General features: G+C 73.9%; 13 protein-coding genes. 9 read left to right on the top strand and 4 right to left on the bottom strand.

What is annotated here, in order from left to right:
* Positions 1 to 300 precede the first annotated feature (300 nt).
* A complete protein-coding gene (locus tag ACZ53K_RS25695; protein WP_468840837.1) occupies positions 301 to 1008 on the top strand; it encodes a lysophospholipid acyltransferase family protein in 708 nt (235 codons plus the stop codon).
* Between the two features lie 81 nt (positions 1009 to 1089).
* Here ACZ53K_RS25695 and ACZ53K_RS25700 read toward each other — a convergent pair whose 3' ends face one another.
* Complete coding sequence (locus ACZ53K_RS25700) at positions 1090 to 2679, bottom strand: alpha/beta hydrolase (RefSeq protein ID WP_468840839.1); 1590 nt, start codon at positions 2677 to 2679, stop codon at positions 1090 to 1092.
* 288 nt (positions 2680 to 2967) lie between these two features.
* Between ACZ53K_RS25700 and ACZ53K_RS25705 the strand changes: the two genes are divergently transcribed.
* From ACZ53K_RS25705 to ACZ53K_RS25740, 8 genes are all read left to right on the top strand, one after another.
* Positions 2968 to 3636: a histone deacetylase gene (locus tag ACZ53K_RS25705; protein ID WP_468840841.1), complete on the top strand. Its 669-nt coding sequence runs from the start codon at positions 2968 to 2970 to the stop codon at positions 3634 to 3636.
* A 266-nt stretch (positions 3637 to 3902) separates the two neighbouring features.
* Positions 3903 to 5240: an MFS transporter gene (locus ACZ53K_RS25710; protein ID WP_468840843.1), complete on the top strand. Its 1338-nt coding sequence runs from the start codon at positions 3903 to 3905 to the stop codon at positions 5238 to 5240.
* Between the two features lie 196 nt (positions 5241 to 5436).
* Positions 5437 to 6972, top strand: a complete 1536-nt coding sequence (locus ACZ53K_RS25715; RefSeq protein ID WP_468840845.1) for a non-ribosomal peptide synthetase — start codon at positions 5437 to 5439, stop codon at positions 6970 to 6972.
* A gap of 131 nt (positions 6973 to 7103) precedes the next feature.
* Positions 7104 to 10292, top strand: a complete 3189-nt coding sequence (locus ACZ53K_RS25720) for a non-ribosomal peptide synthetase (protein ID WP_468840847.1) — start codon at positions 7104 to 7106, stop codon at positions 10290 to 10292.
* Positions 10289 to 11449, top strand: coding sequence for an acyl-CoA dehydrogenase family protein (locus ACZ53K_RS25725; RefSeq protein WP_468840849.1), 1161 nt, complete (start codon positions 10289 to 10291; stop codon positions 11447 to 11449). The genes ACZ53K_RS25720 and ACZ53K_RS25725 overlap by 4 nt, the downstream gene beginning before the upstream one ends.
* An 89-nt stretch (positions 11450 to 11538) precedes the next feature.
* Positions 11539 to 13443: a non-ribosomal peptide synthetase gene (locus tag ACZ53K_RS25730; protein ID WP_468840851.1), complete on the top strand. Its 1905-nt coding sequence runs from the start codon at positions 11539 to 11541 to the stop codon at positions 13441 to 13443.
* Positions 13444 to 13474: 31 nt separating this feature from the next.
* Positions 13475 to 15421: a non-ribosomal peptide synthetase gene (locus tag ACZ53K_RS25735; protein WP_468840853.1), complete on the top strand. Its 1947-nt coding sequence runs from the start codon at positions 13475 to 13477 to the stop codon at positions 15419 to 15421.
* Positions 15418 to 18390, top strand: coding sequence for a condensation domain-containing protein (locus tag ACZ53K_RS25740; RefSeq protein ID WP_468840855.1), 2973 nt, complete (start codon positions 15418 to 15420; stop codon positions 18388 to 18390). The genes ACZ53K_RS25735 and ACZ53K_RS25740 overlap by 4 nt, the downstream gene beginning before the upstream one ends.
* 118 nt (positions 18391 to 18508) lie before the next feature.
* On the opposite strand, the gene ACZ53K_RS25745 is transcribed toward ACZ53K_RS25740, so the two are convergent.
* From ACZ53K_RS25745 to ureG, 3 genes are all read right to left on the bottom strand, one after another.
* Positions 18509 to 19648: a hypothetical protein gene (locus ACZ53K_RS25745; protein ID WP_468840857.1), complete on the bottom strand. Its 1140-nt coding sequence runs from the start codon at positions 19646 to 19648 to the stop codon at positions 18509 to 18511.
* Positions 19649 to 19729: 81 nt separating this feature from the next.
* Complete coding sequence (locus ACZ53K_RS25750; protein WP_468840859.1) at positions 19730 to 20557, bottom strand: urease accessory protein UreD; 828 nt, start codon at positions 20555 to 20557, stop codon at positions 19730 to 19732.
* Positions 20554 to 21255 carry an urease accessory protein UreG gene (ureG, locus tag ACZ53K_RS25755; protein ID WP_468840861.1) on the bottom strand — a complete coding sequence of 234 codons (702 nt, stop codon included), beginning with the start codon at positions 21253 to 21255 and terminating at the stop codon, positions 20554 to 20556. The genes ACZ53K_RS25750 and ureG overlap by 4 nt, the downstream gene beginning before the upstream one ends.
* Positions 21256 to 21303 lie beyond the last annotated feature (48 nt).

Consider the following 21303-nt stretch of genomic DNA (forward strand, 5'->3'; position numbering starts at 1 on the left):
CCGTGCACGGCATGGATTCCGGTGACGGAACGGTCGAATATCGGTACCGTCCGTCACCACGCGGCCACGGGGCGCGTGCGCAGCGCCGTCCCGAGGCGCTCGCACCACCCCGGTTCCCACCCGGCCGCCCGCCGGGACGTCGGCACGCCCGGCTCCCGGCCGGCACCCGGTCTCCTGCGGGGTGGTTACGGAATACCCGTTTCCGCACGTAGACTATTTCCCCTTGCACCTCGCCTGACCTGCGAAAACAACGCCCACCTCGGCGTGGGACCGGTTCCGGAGAGTGAGGGGGGAAGCCCGGTGTTCTATCAGATCCTCAAATACGTGATCCTCGGGCCGTTGCTCAGGCTGTTGTTCCGGCCGCACGTGGAAGGGCTGGATCATGTGCCGCCGGAAGGGGCGGCGATCATCGCCGGTAATCACCTGTCGTTCTCCGACCACTTCGTGATGCCGGTGATCGTGCCGCGCCGGGTCACGTTTCTGGCGAAAGCCGAATACTTCACCGGACCGGGGGTGCGCGGGCGGCTGACCGCCGCATTCTTCCGGGGCATCGGACAGATTCCGGTGGACCGGTCCGGCGGCAAGGCGGCGCAGGCCGCGCTGAAGTCCGGGCTGGCGGTGCTGCGCAAAGGACGGGTGCTGGGAATTTATCCGGAAGGGACACGGTCGCACGACGGCCGGCTGTACAAAGGCCGTACGGGCGTGGCGGCGATGGCGATCAAGGCGCAGGTGCCGGTGGTGCCGTGCGCGATGATCGGCACGTTCGAGGCGCAGCCCACCGGGCGGCGGCTGCCGCGGGCGATGCGCATCACGATCCGCTTCGGCAAGCCGCTGGAGTTCGGGCGGTTCGCGGGGCTGGACGGTGAGCACGCCGCGCTGCGCGCCGTCACCGACGAGATCATGTACGAGATCCTGCGGCTCTCCGGGCAGGAGTACGTCGACATGTACGCGAACGAGGCGAAGGCGCGGCAGCAGTCGGCACGCGGCCTGGCCCGGCGTTTCCGCTGACCGTTCCGGCAACGACGGAGTCCCGTGCTCCCGCGGGCTTCACAGCCGCGGGGGCACGGGGCCCGGTGTTCCGGTGTCCGGTCAGGCCTTGCTCGGCTCCGGGGTGGCGTGCGGCGCGCACGTCACGTCCTTGGAGTCGGTCTTCCCGGTCTGGAAGTAGGTGTCGACCCGGTTGTTGATGCAGGGGTTGACCAGGCTGGTGACGCCGTGCGAGCCGGCGCCCTTCTCGATGATCATGCGGGAGCCCTTGAGGCGCTTGTGCAGCTCGACGGCGCCGCCGAACGGGGTCGCCGCGTCACGGGTGCTCTGCACGATCAGGACGCTGGGCAGGCCCTTGCCGGTCCGCACCTCGACGGGGGTCTGCTGCTTCTCCGGCCAGGTGGCGCAGGGCAGGTTCATCCAGGCGTTGGCCCAGGTCATGAACGGTGCCTTCTGGTGGGTACGGGTGTTGTCCCGGTCCCACTTGCGCCAGCTGGTGGGCCACTTGGCGTCGTTGCACTCGACGGCCGTGTAGACCGCGTTGCTGTTCTCGGAGGCGGCGTTGCCCGCGGTGTCGCTCATGTCCGGGCCCGCGTTCTGGATCAGCGGCTTGGCGTCACCCGACAGGTACGCGCTCCAGACCTGGGCGGTCGAGGCCCACGCGGAGTCGTAGTAGGGGGCGTTCTGGAAGAAGCTGGTCAGCTCGGCCGGACCGACGACGCCACCGATCGGGTTCTTCTTGGCGGTGGCGCGCAGCTGCTCCCACTTCGCCTGGACCTTGGCCTCGGTGTCGCCGATGTGGTACACGGCGTCGTGCTGGGCGACCCACTTCTTCCAGTCGCTCCAGCGCGTCTCGAAGGCGAGGTCCTGGTCGAGGTTGGCCTGGTACCAGACCTTCTCGCGCGACGGGTCGACGACGGAGTCGACGAGCATCCGGCGGACGTGGTCCGGGAAGAGCGTCGCGTACACGGCGCCGAGGTAAGTGCCGTAGGAGACGCCGAGGTAGTTGAGCTTCTTCTCGCCGAGGGCGGCGCGGATCACGTCCAGGTCACGGGCCGTGTTCGGCGTCGTCATGTGCGGCAGCAGAGCGCCGCTGCGCTCCTTGCAGCCCTGAGCGTACTCCTTGGCGAGCTTGCGCTGCGCGCGCTTGTCGGCCTCGCTGTCCGGCACCGGGTCGGCCTTGGGCGCCTTGACGAACTCCTGCGGGTCGACGCAGGAGATCGGGGCGGAGTGGCCGACGCCGCGCGGGTCGAAGCCCACGAAGTCGTACGCCTTGGCGGTCTTCGCCCATACCGCGTTCTTGCCGGTGACGCGGTTCGGGAACTTCATGCCCGAGCCGCCGGGGCCGCCGGGGTTGTAGATCAGGGAGCCCTGTCGCTCCTTCTTGCCGCCGGTGTTGCCGATCCGGTCGACAGCGATCTTGATGGTGGGGCCGTTCGGCTTGGCGTAGTCCATCGGCACGGTCACGTAACCGCACTGGATGGGGGCCTTCAGGCCCCAGTCGGCCGGGCAGGCCTGCCAGTCGATGCCCTTCTTGGCCGCGCGGTCGGCGGCGACCTGCACGCCGCGGTCCTCGGCCGAGCCGCGGTGGTGCTGCTGGCCCGCGCTGGCGGGCGTGGCGGCTATCGCTCCGGCTATGAGCGTGCCGGTCACCAGGGTGCCGGCGGCGCCGAGCGCTGCTGTTCGTCTCACGTGGGGGTCCCCCTGCATAAAGCGCCGCACACGGCGGCGGTGATCACAGAGCTGCACGGGGGATCCTGTCTCCTGTGACCCCCCTCTGAACAGGGCTCACAGCCATTTCTTTACCAAACCGCAGGATTCGTTCAGCGATCTGCGGTGGCGGCGGGCGCACCATGGCGTACGACTCGGCATGTGGGCGGAGTGCGGCGTGCCTGATGAATCGCCCGGGTCATGCGTTGTGTTCGGTTGGTGCGGAGACGGGAAAGTTTGTCCCGGCCCTGCGGGTGGAGGGATGAGACGGTGCACGTCTGGTACGTGTCGTACGGCTCCAACATGCACGGCGCGCGGCTGCGCCATTACTTGACGGGCGGGCGGCCGCCGGGCGGTCTGCGTACCTGCCCGGGGTGCCGGGACCCGCGGCCGCCGGTCCGTTCCGTGCCGGTCGTGCTGCCGGGGACCCTGTACTTCGCGCTGGAGTCGCTGACCTGGACGGGCGGTGTGGCGTTCTACGACCCGGACGGGCCCGGCGAGGTGTGGGCCCGCGCCCATCTGGTGACACAGGGCCAGTTCTCCGACATCGCGGCGCAGGAGATGTCCCGGGCCCCGGCGGCGGACCTGGACCTGACCGAGGTGCTGGACCGGGGCCGGGCACGGCTCGGGCCCGGCCGCTACGAGACGCTGGTGCGCCCCGGCACGCTGGACGGGGTGCCGCTGCTCACATTCACGGCGCCGTGGCGCGCGGGCGAAGTGCCGCGTACGCAGCCGGCCGACGCCTATCTGGCGCATCTGTCGTCGGGGCTGCGGGAGGCGGGCGGGTGGGACGACGAGGAGATCACGGAGTATCTGGACCGGTGCCGGCTGGGTCTGACCGTGCGGCCCGGGACGGGCGGCCCGGCGCGCGTTCCGGGTTCCGGTGCGCCGGATCCGGAGGTCCGGGACCCGCGAACACACTGGGTTCACGGCTCGTAACACATGCCGCCCCGTACGTCACCCATCCTTACGGGTCTCGAACACGGCCAGCCGCACTAACCGGACATTCACTCGACGGCCGAAAATATGGTCGCACGGTGAACGTTTGGTGAGGATGTAGCAGGTCACCCCGAGGCAGGGTGGACCAGAAAGAACGGACGGTTTACGACAAAACCTTCAGATGGCGTCCGGAATGCGGATCAAGCTGTCCGGAAACCTTACGGTCGTTTTGACCCGTCCCCTCTTCATCACCAAATGTCAGCCATGTGACCACCTCACGAGCCTCCGGCAGCCGCGCCGGTGACGGGCTCCTCCGCCATCGCGACTTCCGGCTGCTGCTCGCCGGGGCCGCGGCCAGCCAGGCAGGCACTCAAGTGGCCCTGGTGGCCCTGCCCCTGGTGGCCGTCGTCGGGCTGCACGCCTCGGCCTTCGAAGTGGGCCTGCTCACCGCGGCCGAGACCGCCGCGTTCCTGCTCATCGGCCTGCCGGCGGGCGCCTGGGTGGACCGGGTCCGGCGGCTGCCGCTGCTGATCCGTACGGACCTGGTGCGGGCCGTGGCGATGGGCAGCGTGCCGCTCGCCGCGATGTGCCACGCCCTGACGATGGCCCAGCTGTACGTGGTGGCCTTCGTCACCGGCGTCGCCACCGTGTTCTTCGACGTCGCCCACCAGAGCTACCTGCCGAGGGTACTGCCCGGCCCGCAGCTGGTGGCGGGCAACGGGGCGCTGGAGACGGCCCGTTCGGCCGCGCAGGTGGCCGGACCCGGGCTCGGTGGCGGCATCGTCCAGCTGCTCGGGCCGCCGGTGGCCGTGCTGGCCAACGCGGCCGGATACCTCGCGTCCGCCCTGTTCCTGCGCGGTATCCGCGTCCGGGAGCCGGAGCCCGAGGTCACGCCGGGTGTGTCACTGTCGGCACAGGTCAAGGAGGGCCTGGCCTTCGTGCTGCGGCACCCCGTCCTGCGCATGATCGCCCTGTCGACCGGGGTGGCGAACTTCTTCTCGGCGATGCTCGTAGCCGTGCAGACCGTGTTCCTGACGCGGGAGCTGGGACTGCCGCCCGGCGTGCTCGGGCTGATGCTGTCCGCCTCCGCCGTCGGCGGCCTGACCGGTGCGCTGTGCGCCGGACCGATCGCCCGGCGGCTGGGCCAGGCCCGCATCATCTGGCTCGCTCCCGTGGTCACCGGGCCGTTCGCCCTGCTGTGGCCGCTGGCGGGCCCCGGAGCCGCCGCCGGATGGTTCGCGCTCGGCTCGGGTGCGGTCTTCTTCGGCGCGGTCGTCTACAACGTGGCGCAGGTGAGCTTCCGGCAACTGCTCTGCCCCGACGCCCTGCTGGGCCGGATGAACGCCACCCTGCGGTTCATGGTCTGGGGGACCATGCCACTCGGCGCGCTGGCCGGCGGTTCCATCGCCGGGGCGGCCGGTCCGCGGGCCGCCGTGTGGGTGTGCGCGGCCGGATTCCTGCTCGTACCGCTGCCGCTGCTGGTGTCGCCGCTGCGGAAGCTGCGGGACCTGCCCACTGCCGGTACGGCGCGCGGAGAAGCGGCGCCGGGCGCTGCGTCCGGGGCGGCCCCCGAGGCAGTTGATGCGCCCGGAGCGGCCGGCTGACCTGCGCGCAGGCGCGGGTGGACGACCGGCGGGCCGGAACCTGCGGCCCGGCCGGCCGCGCTGCACCGTGCGCGGCCACGCCCGCAGACCGTGCGCCTCTCCTGAGAGTCACATCTCGCACAGTACGCATCCATCTCGTACGTCTTACACGTCTCGTAGGCGACGCCCTGTCCGCGGCGGCGCAAGGGAGGTCATCGTGGACCCCAGCACGACAGTCGGCATCAGCACCGGCAAACCGGCCGGAACCGGCATCCGTACCCACTTCGCCACCGGCGACGGCGTACGGCCCGGCACCGCCACCGGTGCCCGGCCGGTCACCGTCAACATCACCGAGCAGTACCTCGCCCGCTACGAGAAGGCCGCCGCGGGCGTGAGCACCCCGGAGGCGCTGCTGCCCGTCACCGGCGCGCAGCGGCGGTTCCTGCTCGCCCGGCGGCTCGCGCCCGGCGGCCGACCCGACGTCGTACCGCTCTTCTTCGCCTTCCCGAGCGGCACGATCGACCTGGCGCGGCTGCGCGCCGCCGCCGGTCACCTGGCCGCCGCCCACCCCGCGCTCCGTACGCGGCCCGACGTCCTGCGCGGCGCACCCGTCCAGCGGCTCGGTGCGCCCGAGGCGCAAGTGCACAGGGTGACTCCGCGCCCAGGTGAGAGCGCGGCGGCGGCGCTGCGCCGGACGCTGCTGGCGTGGCCGGCCGAAGGCCCGCCGCTGCGGCTGTTCCTGGCCGATGCCCAGGCCGGCGCCAACGCCCACACCGGCGCCGACGCACCAACCGACGGCTCCACGGGTCCCGTGGAGATCCTCGCTCTCGTGCTGGACCACGCCGTGTGCGACGAGCAGTCGCTCGGCCGGATCTCAGCGGACCTCGGTACGGCGTACGAGCAAGGGCTCGGCCCCCACGATGTGCCGCTGGACCTCGCGGCGGCGGAGGTGGCCGGGTACCGGGAGGCCGTACGTCTGCAACTGGACGCGGAGAAGCGCGCTTCGGGGACGGCCGCGCTCGCGTACTGGGCGCGCAGGATCGCTCCCGCGCCGGCGAGCGGCGGCATTGGTGCGGCTCCCGAAGGGCGCGCGGCGGAACGCGCGTCCGCAGCGGAAGCGCCGCGTCCCACCGGCGCGCTCCAGGCGCGGCTGCCGATCCGTGCCGACGACGGGCGGGCCACGGCCTTCCCCGTCCTGCTCGGGGCGTGCGGCAATGTCGCGCGCGCCCTCTGCGAGGCGGACGCGCCCGGTCGTACGCCCCTGCTCGGCTACCCCTGGGGCGGCCGTCCCGCGGCGGCGCCACCCGTCCTGGGCTGCTTCCTCAACACCGTCGTCCACCCGGCCGCCGCCTGCGGCCCCGACGACCTGACCACCACCTGGTGGGACGACCTCGACCACGCCGACACCCCGTTCGACGAGGTGGTCCGCGCGGCCCGGACGGCCACCGTCCCCTGGACGGGACGGCTGGACGGCCTGCTGACCTTCGAGGACCTGCACCGCAGGCCGCCGCTGCGGCTGGGCGGCGTCGCGGGCCGGGAGGTGCACATCGACGGGCGGCCGCTCCAGGCGCCGTTCGCGGTCTCCGTCTCGTACGGGACCGACCTGCTCGTACGGATGGCCTGGGACCGGGACGCCTTTCCGGACGGCCTCGTCCACGACGCCTTCACCGCGCTGACCGCCGAACTGTCCGGCGAACCGGCCGCAACCGCGGCCGGCCGGCACGACGCAAGCACCGCGACCCCGGTCGCCTGACCCGGACACCGGCGGCCCGGCCCCCACCCGAGGGCCGGCACCGGCTCCGCACCACCCACCCGGCCCCCGCGTCCGACCGACAGCGGGTGCCGGACCGAGCTCACCCCTCATCCACCACCGAAGGATGGACCATGTTCGGACTCTCACCGTCCCAGGACGTCGTCTGGCTGCACGAGCAGATGCTGCCGGGCAGCCGTGCCTACAACTTCACGGCCTCGATCGACCTGTGGGGCCGGCTCGACGAAGCGGCCCTGCGCGACGCGCTCGGCACCGCGCTCGACCGGCACGCCGGGCTGCGCCTCGAACTCGTCGAGCAGCCGGGCGATGTGCCCCGGCAGCGGGTGCGCGAGCGATGTAGCCCACGCATGCGCACGGTGGACCTCTCCCAGGAGGCCGATCCGGAAGCCGCGTTCCAGGAGCTGCTGCGGACCGAGGCCGAGACACCGCTCGACACCTCCGAGGCTCCGCTGCTGCGCTGGTGCGTGGCGCGGCTCGGCGAGCGGCACCACCGTGTCGTGCACGTCGAGCACCACCTCATCCACGACGGGCACTCCTTCGCGATCCTGCTGCGCGACGTGTTCTCCGCGTACCGCGGGCAGGTGCTCGGCGAGCCGGTGAAGCTGCCCGCGACACGCTCGTACGAGGAGCACGCGCGCGCCGCGGCGGGCGCCGACCGGCAGGCCAGCCTGGCGCACTGGACGGCGGAGCTGGCGGACGCCACGTTCGACCTGCCGCTGCCCGGCCTCGCCCGGCCAGGCGCGCAGCGGCGGCACGCGGGCGGGCAGCTGCGCCAGGCCATCGGCGCCGACCTGGCAGAGCGGCTGCGGGAGAGCAGCCGTGCGCAGGGGCACACGCCGTTCTCCACGCTGCTGAGCCTGTTCGCGGAGCTGCTGCGACGGCACAGCGGACGGACCGACATCGTTGTCGGCACGGCGGTGGGCAACCGTCCGGTGGGCTTCGAGGAGACCGTCGGCATGTTCGTCAACACCATCCCGCTGCGCCTGCGGCCGGACGGGGCGGCCGGGGCGCTGGAGACGGTGGACGAGGTCACCGACACCCTCATCCGGGCGCTGCCGCACCAGGAGGTGCCGGTGCAGGAGCTGACGCGGGCACTCGGCCGGCACACCACCGGTGCGGACAACCCGCTGTTCAGCGTGATGTTCAGCGCGCACGACGCGGCGCTGCCGGAAATCGAGGTGCCGGAGCTGGAGGTGGCGCTGTTCGAGGGGTTCAACACCGGTACCACGCGCTTCGACCTGGACCTGGTGCTGATGCCGGACGACCGGCGCATGGTCGGCCCGCGGCAGGGCGCCGCCGGGATGACGCTGGTGTGGGACTACGACCGGGACCTGTTCGACGAGGACGTGGTCCGGCTCCTGTCGGAACGTTTCCTCGATGTGCTGCGCGCGTACCTCGCGACGCCGGACGCGCCGCTGGCCTCACTGGGAGCCGAAGCGGCCACCGCACCGGCCGGCAGTGACGCACCGGCCACCGACGCCCTCGCCGCCGTCCCCACGGACCAGGTGCTCGACCCGGTCGCCCGCCAGGACCCCGCCCGCCCGGCTCTCGTGGGCGGCGCGCAGAGCCTGTCGTACGGTCAGCTCGGCACCCGCATCGACGACCTGGCGCACCGGCTGCGCGCGGCCGGGGTGACCGAGGGCCGTCCGGTGGCCGCCGTCCTCCCGCGCGGCACCGACTCCGTCGTCACGCTGCTCGCCTGCCTGCGCACCGGCGCGGTGTACTGCCCCCTCTCCCCCAACGACCCAACCGGGCGCCTGCGCACGCTGCTGGAGCGGCTGAACCCGGCGCTGGTGCTGGCCACCCGGGAGAGCGCGCTGTCCCTCCCGGCCGAAGGGCTGCCGGTGGCGCTGCTGGACGGCCCCGCGTTCCCCGAGGCGGTGGCCGCGGCCCAGGACGCGGGCCCGGACGCCTTCAAGGACGCCGCGTACGTGATCCACACCTCCGGCTCCACCGGCCTGCCCAAGCCGGTCGTCGTCAGCCGGTCGGCGCTGGCCCAGCACGCCCGCGCCACGGCCGTCCGGTACGGCCTGACGGAACAGGACCGGGTGCTGCTGTTCGCCCAGCCGTCCTTCGACGTGGCGCTGGAGGAGGTGCTGCCGTCGCTGCTGGCCGGTGCCTGCCTGGTGCTGCCGCAGCGCGAGGTGCCCACCCCGGACGAGCTGACCGCGGTCCTGGCGGCCCGCCGCATCACCGTCGCCAACCTGCCGACCAGCTACTTCCTCGCCGTACGGCAGGAGTTGGGCGAGGCCCTGCGGGACGGCCGCTGGGCGCCGCGCACGATCGTCCTGGGCGGCGAGCGGCTGCCGGTCGGCGCCCTGCGCGAACTGTTCGACGCCGTGGACGCCGCCGCCGGTTCGCCGTCCGTCACCGTGCTCAACGCGTACGGCGTGACCGAGGCGGCGATCACCAGCACCGTCCACGAGGTGACCCGCGAGGACCTGCGGGACGGTGCCGAGGTGCCGCTCGGCGCGGAGCTGCCGGGCACCCGGATGCAGGTGCTCGACGCCGGGCTGCGGCCGCTGCCCGCGGGCGCCGTCGGTGAACTGGCCGTGGCGGGCGCCGGGCTGGCCGACGGATACCTCGGCAACCCGCAGGCCACCGCCGAGCGCTTCGTGACCCCGGACGCCCTGGGCGGCGAGCGGGTGTACCGCACCGGCGACCTCGGGTACCGGGACCTGACCGGCCGGCTCTGCTTCCTGGGCCGCCGTGACAACCAGATCAAGCTGCGCGGCTACCGCATCGAGCTGGAGGAAGTGGAGGCCGCGGCCTCCGCGGAACTGGGCGGCCGGTCGTCCGCCGTCGTGCTCGACCCGGACGGCCCCGCCGGGCCGCGGCTGATCGGCTTCCTTGAGTCCCGCGCCGGAAACGGCGACGGCCCGAACGAGCAGGAGTTGCACGCCGCGCTGTCCCGCCGGCTGCCCACCGCCCTCGTACCGGCCCGCTGGATACGGCTGGACGCCATGCCGACGCTGCCGGGCGGCAAGCCGGACCGGGCGGCCTTGGCCCGCCGGGTGGCCGAACTGCCCGAGGAGACGGCCGCGGACGCCGCGTCCGAGGCGTCCGGCGAACCCGCCGACCCTCAGGTGGCGCTGCTCGCCGAGGGCTGGCGGGAGGTGCTGGGCCACGACGACTTCACCCCGGCGTCGCACTTCTTCCAGATCGGCGGGCACTCCCTGATGGCCGCGCAGCTCGCCGCCTGGCTGGAGCCCCGGCTCGGCGGCCGGCCGCCGCTGCGGCTGTTCTTCCAGAACCCGGTGCTGGCCGACCAGGCCCGTGCGATGCGGGAGGTCGCGGCGTGAGCACCCACCCCTCGTCGGTCCTGGAGGCCGACCACCGGGAACTGACCGCCTCCTTCGAGGCGTTCATCCGCAAGGAGCTGGTGCCGCTGGCGGCGGACCTGCCCGAGGACGCCGACCTGCCGCCGGCCGAGCTGCGCGACTATGTACGCCGTCGCTCGGCGGCCCTCGGCTTCTACGCGGGTGACTATCCCGAGGAGCTGGGCGGCTCCGGCATGCCGTTCACCGCCGTGGTGCTGCTGCACCACGCCGCGGGCCGCAGCGGCTGCCCGCTCGCGCCGTACGCGCTGGCCGGCTCCGACGGTCCGAGCCCGCTGCTGCGGCACGGCACCGAGGAGCAGATCGAGCGCTATCTCAAGCCGCTGGTGCGCGGGGAGGCGGTGCGCTGTCTGGCGCTGACCGAACCGCACGCGGGCTCGGACGCGTTCCAGCTGACCACCACCGCCGTGCGCGACGAGGCGTCCGGCGAGTGGGTCCTCAAGGGCCGCAAGACCTTCGTGAGCAACGCCGACCGGGCGGACTTCACCCTGGTCGTCGCGTCCGCCAAGGGTGAGCCGACCGCCTTCGTGGTGGAGGCGGGCAACCCGGGGCTGCGGATCGGGCAGCGCTACGACGGCATGTCCGGCGAGCCGCTGTACGAGCTGCTGCTGGAGGACGCGCGGGTCCCGGCCGACGCGGTGATCGGCGGTGCCGACGGTGTCGGTTCGGCGCTCGGCAACGGTATGGACAGCCTGTCCCGGGGCCGGCTGGTGGTGGCCGCGATGTGCGACGGCATCGCCGAGTACGCGCTGGAGCAGGGCATCGCGTACGCCCGTGAGCGGCGGGCCTTCGGGGAGCGCATCGGCGCGTACCAGCATGTGCAGGAGCACCTGGTGACCAGCCGCGCGGAGATCGAGGCCGCCAAGCTGCTGACGCTGGCCTGCGCGCGGCTGGTGGACGGCGGCACGGAGGCGCCGGAGAACGCCGCGCTGGCCAAGCTGACCTCGTCGGAGACCGCGGTGCGGGTGGTGGACCGGGCCCTTCAGGTGCACGGCGCCACGGGGTGGGTGCGCGGACATCCGCTGGAGTTCTTGTACCGCTATGTCCGGTCGATGACGATCATCGAGGGCACCTCGGAGATCCAGAAGGTGATCATCGCCCGGTCCATGGGTCTCGGCTGAGCCGTCCGCCCTCCGGGGCCCGGGGGCCGGACCACCGCCCCCGGCCCCGCCCCACACGTATGCGCTAACTTGCCCAGAGCAGAGGAATCATGAGTACTTCAGCGCACCAGCACCCCGGCAGCAGTCCGCAGGACGAGCAGCTCAGCATCGCGTACGGCACCGCCCCCGGTACCACGGCGGACGGCCCCGACCGGTCGGACATCATCGCCCGGTACGAGCACTGGGTGCACCACACCCCTGACGCGCCCGCCGTCGAGGACGGTGAACTGTCGTGGAGCTACGCCGAGATGGACGCCCTGGCCCACGTCGTGGCCGAGTCGCTGCGCGGCCGGGTGGCCCCCGGCGACCTGGTCGGCGTGTGCCTCGACCGCTCGGCCGCGCTGGTCGCGGTGGCGGTCGGGCTGGCCCGGCTGGGCGCCGTCTACCTGCCGCTGGGGCCGCGCCCCGGCGAGAACCGGCTGGCGGCGGTGACCGAGCGGCTGGGCGTGTCCTGCCTCGTCGGCGATCCCGCGCTGCTGCCCGCTTCGTACCGTACGGTTGACGCGCTGCCCCTGCAGCTGCCAGCCGAGGGCGCCAACGCGGCCGGCAGCGTCGTGGCCGCCTTCCGCGGGGAGCTGTCCGCCACCGCGTGCACCGCGCCGCCCGGCACCTTCTACGCCGTCCTGACCTCGGGCTCGACGGGCACCCCCAAGGCCGTCGCGGTGGGCGGCGCGTCGCTCGGCGCGCTGCTGGACTGGTACCACGCGTACACCGGCGCCCGGCCCGGGGACCGGCACAGCCTGCTGATCGGCGCCTCCTTCGACCCGCACCTCAAGGAACTGTGGGCGGGCCTCACTTCCGGTGGCGCGCTGTGCGTGCCGCCCGAGGAGGTGCGCTGGGACCCGGACGCCCTCACCGGCTGGTGGCGGCGTGCCGGAGTGTCCGTCGCCGTCCTGCCCACACCGCTCGCCGAGACCGTCCTCGAACGGCCCTGGCCCGAACTCCCCGCCCTGCGCCACCTGACGGTGGGCGGCGACCGCCTGCGCCGCCGGCCCGCGCCGCAGGTCACGGCCCGGGTGCACAACGCGTACGGCCCCGCCGAAGCCACCATCGTCACCACCGTGCAGCACGTCGAGGCGGACGACTCCGACACCGCTCCCCCGCCGATCGGCACCCCGGTCGACGGCGCGGTCGTCTGCGTCACCGACGACACGGGCCGCGTCGTCCCGCGCGGCGAGGCCGGCGAACTGCGCATCGGCGGCGGCGTACTGTCGCTCGGCTACCTGGACGCGGACCTGACGGCGGCCCGCTTCGTCGCCCCGCCGGCCGGCGTCACCGGGACCGACCGGGTCTACCGCACCGGCGACCGGGTACGGATGCGGCCGGACGGGGTGCTGGACTTCCTCGGGCGGCTGGACGACCAGGTCAAGGTCAGCGGCGTACGCATCGAACTCGCCGAGGTGGAGGCCGCTTTCGAGCACCACCCGGGCGTACGGCGGGCCGCGGTCGCCGTACGGACCGCCGCCGGCGAGGTCACCCGGCTCGTCGCCTTCGTCCTGCCCGTGCCCGGTGCGCCGGCGCCGGCCACGGACGAGCTGATACGCGAGGCGCGTGGCTGGCTGCCCGAGCAGGCCGTACCGGCCGTCGTCCGGTTCCTCGACAGCTTCCCGCTGGACGCCAACGGAAAGGTCGACCGGGCCGCACTCCTGGCGGCCGAAGCGGCGGAGACCGGCGAGGCCGCCGCCCCGGAGGGCGACGGCGCACCACAGTCACCCACCGAGGAACTGGTCCTGCGCCTCTGCCGCGACCTGCTCGGCAGCCAGGCCCTCGGCACGGGCGACAACTTCGCCGCGGCCGGCGGCAACTCCCTGTCCACCGCCCGGCTGCTCACCGGCATCGAGGAGCACTGCGGCGTACGCCTGCGGGCGCCCGAGGTACTGCGGCAGCCCGACCTGCGGGCACTGGCGGCCCTGGTGGACACCCGGCGCGCCGCCGCCGACCTGGCGGGGGTGTGAGATGACCACCCTTGAGGCACCCCCTCTTGAGATGACCACCGCCACGGCCGGCCTGCCCGGACTCGTCGCGCACTTCGCCCGCACCACACCCGACGCTCTCGCCGTGACCGACGGCGAAACGTTCCTGAGCTACGCGGAACTGGCCTCGGCGGCCCGCGGCTTCGCCCGTGGGCTGCGGAGCCGGGGCGTGCGCCCCGGTGACGCCGTCGGCGTACTGCTGCCGCACTCGGTACCCACCGTGGTCACCCAGCTCGCCGTCTGGTGGGCGGGCGGCCACTACGTACCGCTCGACGCCGACTATCCGCCGCCGCGCATCGCGACCATGCTGGAAACCGCCGGTGCCGAACTGACGGTCGGCGACAAGGACCTGGTGGAGGCCGCGGGCATCCCCGGGGACCGGGCGGTGCCGCCGCCCGCCCGCGGGGCGGAACTCGCCGGGGACGACACGCCCGCTCCCGCCGAGGACACCCACGACCCGGACGCCGTCGCCTACGTGATGTTCACCTCCGGCTCGACCGGGCAGCCCAAGGGCGTGGCCGTCACCCACCGGGGCATCGCACGCCTGGCGCACCGGCCGGAGTACGTGACCGTCACGCCGCGCGACCGGGTGCTGTTCCACTCCCCCGCCACCTTCGACGCGTCCGCCTTCGAGGTGTGGGGCGCGCTGGCGAACGGCGCGGCGGTCGCGGTCTCCACCGCCGACCGGCTCTCGCCGACGGGCCTGGCACGCGACGCAGAGCGCCTCGGCGCGACCGTCACCGTGCTGACCACCGCGCTCTTCCACCACCTGGCGGCCCGCCGCTCCCCGCTCTTCGGGGTGCTGCGCGGCGTACTGGTGGGCGGCGAGGCGCTGTCCGCACGGCACGCGCGTTCCGTGCTGCGGGCCCACCCCTGGCTGGAGCTGGTCAACGGTTACGGTCCGACCGAGGCCACCACCTTCGCCACCACGCACCGGATGACGGACGCCGACTGCGACGGCCCGCCGCCCATCGGCCGCCCGATCGCCGGCACCACCGCGTACGTCATGGACGAGCACGGGGAGCCGGTGGCGGCGGGCGTCCGCGGCGAGCTGTGGCTCGGCGGCCCCCGGCTGGCGCTCGGCTACGTCGGGCAGCCGGACCGGACGGCGGAACGCTTCGTCGACCGCCCGGCGGCGGGCCGGCTCTACCGCACCGGCGACGTGGTCTCGGCGCGCCCCGACGGCACGCTGGATTTCCACGGCCGGACCGACGACCAGATCAAGGTCCGGGGATTCCGGATCGAGCCGGGCGAGATCGAGCACGCGCTGCGCGGGCACGCCGAGGTCGCCGACGCGGCCGTGGTCGTCCAGCGGCCGGCGCCCGACGACGCGCGGCTGGTGGCCTTCGTCGTACGGGAGGACGGCACGGCACCCGGAGCCTCGGCGCCCGGTGCCCCGGCACTGCGCGCCCATCTGGAGAGCCGTCTGCCGGCCCACCTCGTCCCCAACGCGTGGGCGTTCGTGGACGCGCTCCCGATGACCGGCGTCGGCAAGGTGGACCGGCGGGCGCTGGCCGATTGGCCGGTGGAGGGGGCGGGTTCCGCGACGGGGCCGGTGGCGGACTCCGCGGCCACCCCTGCGGACGGTCCCGTGACCGTTCCGTCCGACGGTCCGGACGTCGCTGCGGACTCCGCTCCGGATTCCGCCGCCCCCGCCAGCTACCTCTCCCCCCTCCAGCAAGTCGTCGCCGACCTGTGGGGCCAGGCCCTCGGCCACCCCGTGGACGACCCCGAGGCGGACTTCCTCGCGCTCGGCGGGCACTCGCTGCTGGCGCTGTGCGTCGTGGAGGACCTCCGCGAGGACCTCGGGGTGGAGATCTCGCTCGCCGACTTCTTCGCCGCTCCGACGGTCGCCGCGCAGGCGGCACACGTCGAACAGGCCCTGCTGCACCTGCACGAGACCCCGGGCGGGCCCGGCGACGGGCCCGCCGCCTCGGCTGTTTTGGAGGATCTGCGATGACCACCGCTCCGGACACCGCCCGGGAGGCGGCGCTGCTGCGGATCGCCCGGCAGCGGCAGGCCGCCAAGCGCGGGAGCACGGCCCCTACGGCAGCCGCCGGTACGGACGGCCCCGCGCCGCTCTCCGCCGCACAGCGCCGTATGTGGCTGATGGACCGCCTCGGCGGCAGTGGCGCGGCGTACCACGTGCCGTTCGCGACCCGGGTGCGCGGGCCGTTCGACCCGCAGGCACTCGGCCGGGCACTGACCGGGCTGGTGCGCCGTCACGAGGTGCTGCGTACGCGGTACGGGCAGCGCGACGACGAGCCGTACCAGGAGGTGTCGGACGCGGCGCCGGTGCCGGTCGAGGTGGTGACGGCGGACGGGGACGTGGCGGAGCTGCTGCGGGAGGCCGCGGCGCGCCCCTTCGACCTGGCGAGCGGCCCGGTGCTGCGCGCGCTGGCCGTACGGCACGCCGCCGAGGACCACACCATCCTGCTGACGCTGCATCACATCGCCATCGACGGCGGTTCCCTGGCGGTGGTCGCGCGTGAGCTGAGCGCGCTGTACGGGGCCGCTCTCGACGGGGACGACGCGCCGGGCGGCGAGCTGCCCGGGACGCTCTGTGGCCCGGCGCCGCAGTACGCGGACTTCGCCCGTCGTGAGCACGCCGCCGCGGACGCCCTGGAGCACGGGCTGGAGTACTGGCTCGGCCGCCTCGCGGGCGCCCGTCCGGTGCCGTTGCCCGCCCCGGCGGCGGACTCCGGGAGTCCGGCCCGGCGCGGGGAGGCCGCGCTGCTCGCCGAGCCGCTGCCGCCCGCCGTCCTGGACGGGCTGCGTGCGGTGGGCCGGGAGCACCGGAGCACCCTGTTCACCGTCGTGCTGGCCGCCGCGTACGCCGCCTTGCTGGAGGCGACGGGCCGTACGGACCTGGTGCTCGGCTGTGCCGGCAGCCACCGTGACCGGGCGGAGGTCCGGGATCTGGTCGGTCTGTGCGTGAACACCCTGCCCGTCCGGGTGGACGCGCGGAGCACCGGTGTCTTCGGTGAGCTGCTGGACCGGGTGCGGGACGCGCTGCTGGAGGCGCAGCAGCACCGGGACGTGCCGTTCGACCTGATCGTCGAGCGGCTGGGGGCCGCGGCCCGCGGCGCGGACGGCCATCCGCTGGTGGATGTCACGGCCGACGTGCTCCGGGCGCCCCTCGCCCTGGAGCTGCCGGGCCTGGTGAGCGAACCGGTCGACATCGACCTGGGGGCGGCCAAATTCGGTCTCGGCTTCTATGTGGAGGAGGACCGGGGCGACGGCGGGCGGCCGCGCTGTCTGGTGCAGTACGACCGGGCGCGGCTCGACGAGCCGACGGCCCGGCGGCTGCTGCGCGGCTTCGCGGACCTGCTGGCGGCGGTGGCCGCCGACCCCGCCCATCCGCTGGCCCGGCCACGGACCGGGGCCGGTGGCCCGGGCGCCGCGGAAACGGTCCATCCGGCGGAGCGGTTCCTCCGGGACCGGCCGGAGGTGGCGGAATCCTTCCTGCTGGCGGTCGACGGCCGCCCGCCCCTCGCGTACGTCGTGCCGAGCGGCACAGGAGCCGCCGAACCGATGGGCCTGCGGGCCGCGCTGCGCGCGAAGCTGGCGCCCGAGTTCGTCCCGGCCGCCGTGACGATCCTGGACGCGCTGCCGCGTACGGCCGACGGAACCGTGGACCGCGACCGCCTGCCGGGCGCACCGGCGGCAGCCACGCCGTCCGGCGCCACCGGAGCACGCGGACAGGCCGTACTGGAGGCGTTCGCCGAACTGCTGGGCCGACGGCCCGCCGCGGACGACGACTTCTTCCTGCTCGGCGGGCACTCACTGCTGGCGGTGCAACTGGCCGACCGGCTGCGCGAACGGCTGGGACTGCCGCTGACGGGCCTCGACGTGATGGAGCACCGCAGCCCCCGCGCCATCGCGGCCCTGCTGGACGGGCGGGGCCGGGAGCGCGCGGCGGCGCTGGCCGCCGCCCAGGACACGGCCCGGCCCGCGGCCACGGCCCCCCGCACCCCCGGGTCCTCCGCGGCCCGCACCGGAACCGTCCTGGTCACCGGCGCCACCGGCGGCGTGGGCGCCTTCGTGCTGCGGGAGCTGGCGGCACGCGGCCGTCGCGTACGGGCGCTGGTACGGCCGGAGTCGGCACACCTCCTCGCTTCCGACGGGATCGAGGTGGCCGAAGGGGACCTCGGCGACCCGGACAGCCTGCGGGCTGCGGTCGCCGGCGCGGATGCGGTGATCCACGCCGCTTGCACCTTCACCTCCCCGGAGGTGGACCTCGCGGCGATGCGCGCCGCGCTGGACGGCTGGCGGCGGGGCACCTTCGTCTTCGTCAGCAGCGTGGACGCGTACGGGCAGCCGCCGGTCACCGACGTGACCGAGGAGACCGCTCCGGCCGGTCCGTTCACCGCGTACGGCCGGGCCAAGCTCGACTGCGAACGGATGCTGCTGGAGGCCGCCGGGACCGGCGGGCGGGGCGGAGCCGGTGTGGTCCGGGTACCCATCGTGTGGGGCCCGCACGCCAGGCTGCGCGACCAGCTGCGCTGGGGCGCCACCGGACAGTTCTTCCAGGCCGCGCGGAACGGCGAGCCGATCGAACTGCCCGCACGGGACCGCGGCTGGTACGGCGCGCCCTGGGTGCACGGCGCCGCGCTGGCCCGTGCGCTGGTCAGCTGCGTGGAGCGGCCGTCCGGCGGTGTGGTCAACGCGGTCGGCGGCCATGTCGACTGGCGTGACTTCGCCACCGAGCTGATCCGGCTGCTCGGCAGCTCCAGCGAGCTCCACGCCACGCACGCGGCTCCGGGCACGCACACCTCGGCGGACCAAGGCGCCGGGGAAGCGGCCGGGCCGGACTTCCTCCTGCACCACCGCCGCCGTTACCGCCCCTCGGACGCGCTCGCCGGTGAACTGGCGGAGCGTCCGGGCGAGGACTGGCGGTCGGTGCTGGCCGCGATGCTGAACAGCTGACGGGCCTTTCCGGCCTTTCGCGGACCGGCTCGTCACCTGACGGCACCGATTCCGCGCAAACGCCGTCTTGCTGTACGCGGCGCCGCTCTCTCCCCCCAGGAGCGGCGCCGCGTCGTCGTCACAGACCGCGGTCGGCTCGCGAGAGCACCCATACGTAGTACCAAGGGTCATCGCGCAGCTTGCTGCGCTCCGCCACCGCTTGGAGGGCCGTCCACAGCCCGCTGGAGGCCGCTCCGGCGAGCACGGCGGCGACCGCCTGGAGCAGCGACGGGCCGTGCACGGCGAGGAGGCTGGCGCCGACCGTGGCGACGCTCGCACCGGACGCCGCGACGGCACGGGTGCGGCGGACTTCCTTCATCCGGACCTCCATGCCGTACATCTCCTCCCGGATGCTCTCGCCGATTCTCGTCAGCTCACGTTCGGACTCCACCGCGTTCAGGGCGGCGTCCAGGCCGTTCAGCTGCTGCCGCAGCCAGCTGCGGTGACGGCGGTAGGATCCGAACTCCTGCACCGTGACGGCGCTGAAGACGTCCAGCGGAAGTCCCCGCAGATACGGCAGCTCCAGGTCCTCGACCACCGGGCGGACCACCCGGGAGAGCACGGCGGGCGTATCGCTCTGGGCGACGACGCGGCGCCCGTCCTGCAGGAAGTCGAGCAGGTTCGGCACCCGTGCGTGGCTGACGGGCGGCGAGGAGACGGTGCCGTCGGGGTAGTAGTACTCCACTTCCCGTGCCACGGAGTAGGACGGGAGGTACCAGGCGGAGCCGGTGCGCAGCAGCGGTTCCGCCCGCAGCAGCCACCGGCCCAGGTAATCCAGGTCCGGGCAGTGCATGTGCAGGGTTTCCGTGTCGATGGTGCCGCCGCTGTACTCGGCCGACGGCCTCGGGCCCCCGGCGCCGCCCTCGTCGTAGGGGAAGTCCGCGGGCCCCAGGCTCCCCCGGCGGTCCAGTGTGTGAATCCGGTGCCGGGGACCCTGCCCGTTGTGGGACAGCAGCAGCGTGTCCGAGACGAGCGCGGCGCGCTGGGTGAGCTGTTCGAAGCCGGTGGGCCCGACGCCGATACCGACGTGGAAGCGGCATCCGGCGAACCGTTTCTCAGCCACCAGAGTGCGCCGGCGCTCGTGAAACAGATGCCGGCCGTACGCCTGGGCCACCCGCTTCGGGTCCTTGCGGTCCTCCGCAGGCAGCGCTTCGAAGAAGCTCCGCATCTGCTTGGCGACGACCGCGTTCTCGGCCGCCTTGGCGCCCCGCCATCTCACGGGCGCCAGCATACGGCGGCAGCACGTGGAGCACTCCCGGACCGCACGGATCGCCGTCGCTTCAGGAGTGCGCCCGCCCCGCTACCGGCCCGCCTCCAGAAGGCGCCGCACCCGTAGCCCGTCCGGTGCGACAGCGGTCGTCAGCGCGGCGGGACCGGCGAGCGGGCTGCGGACGCCCTGCCCCTCCCCCGGGCCCGTGCCCAGCAGCAGAACCTCGGCGGGCCGGTCCTCGAACGCCGGGTCCACCACGAGGAGTTGACCGGTGGCACGGTTGCCGCCGAGGACCGCGGCGGTGTCCCAGCCGGGGGCGCCGGGCCCGTACGCCGTCTCCTGGTCGAGGAGCGTACGTCCGGCACGGTGCACCGTGAGGCGGCTGCTCAGCCGTCCGGTCCGTTCACCGCTGCGCCCCAGAACCTGTTCCTCGCGCAGTACGAGGCGGGCGGTCGGCGCGAGATGCACGGTCGTGGTCATCCGCAGGTCGCTGCCCTCGGCGGAGATGAGCGGTTCGGGCAGCCACTCCAGCCTGGCCCCTTCACCGACGGTCAGCTCCACGTCGTACGTGGCGTGTCCGGCGGTCCGCCCCGGCAGCGCGACGGTCGCCGCGGCCGCCGTGACGCACAGGTCGGCGCCGTCCTCGGCGGTGGCTTCGATGCGCAGCCGGTCGCCGCCGAGCGGGGCGCTCATGGCACCGACGACACACACCCCGGCCTGCTTCCCGTACGAACGGACGCGGCGCAGCGCGAGCGGCCCCTCGCCATCCAGTACGGGCAGGCGGGTCATGCCGTCCGTGCCGGTCCGCGCGGCGATGCGGGCCGTTGCACGCAGACCGTGCGCCGCCGGGGCCGGGCCGTGCACGCGTACCGGCCCGGAGTCCCGGGGCTGGGCCCGCTCGGGAGGCGCGAGGGTCATGCGGGGCCTGCGGTCCAGTCGGTGAGGCGTTCGCGGACCCAGTCGGCGACCGGTTGGACGCCGTTGTCGGCTTTGAGGGAGGTGAAGGTGACGGGCAGGTCGCCGCGCTGGGCCTTGGCGTCGCGGGCCATGCCCTCCAGGTCGACGCCGACGTAGGGGGCGAGGTCGGTCTTGTTGATGACCAAGAGGTCGGCGGTGGTCACCCCGGGGCCGCCCTTGCGGGGGATGTCGTCGCCGCCGGCCACGTCGATGACGAAGATCTGCGCGTCCACCAGGCCTTTGGAGAAGGTGGCGGTCAGGTTGTCGCCGCCGGACTCCACCAGGATCAGATCCAGCGGGCCGGCCGTCTCCTCCAGGTCCTCGACGGCTTCGAGGTTGGCGGAGATGTCGTCGCGGATGGCGGTGTGCGGACACGCCCCGGTCTCCACGGCCGTGATGCGCTCGGCCGGCAGGACCGCCTCGCGCAGCAGGAACTCGGCGTCCTCGCGGGTGTAGATGTCGTTGGTGACCACCGCCAGGGACAGCTGCTCGCGCAGGGCCCGGCACAGGGCGGCGACGGTGGCGGTCTTGCCGGTGCCCACCGGCCCGCCCAGCCCGATGCGCAGCGCCCGGCGGGTGCCGTCGGGGCGTTCGGGGGTGGCGGCGCTGTAGGTGTGGCGGTGCGGGAAGCGTTCGTCGAGGTCGTGATCGAGATGCATGTCGGCTCCAGGATCGGATCGGTACAGGGAGTGGTACGAGGGCGGGAG

Source organism: Streptomyces sp. NPDC033221 (genome assembly GCF_055577005.1).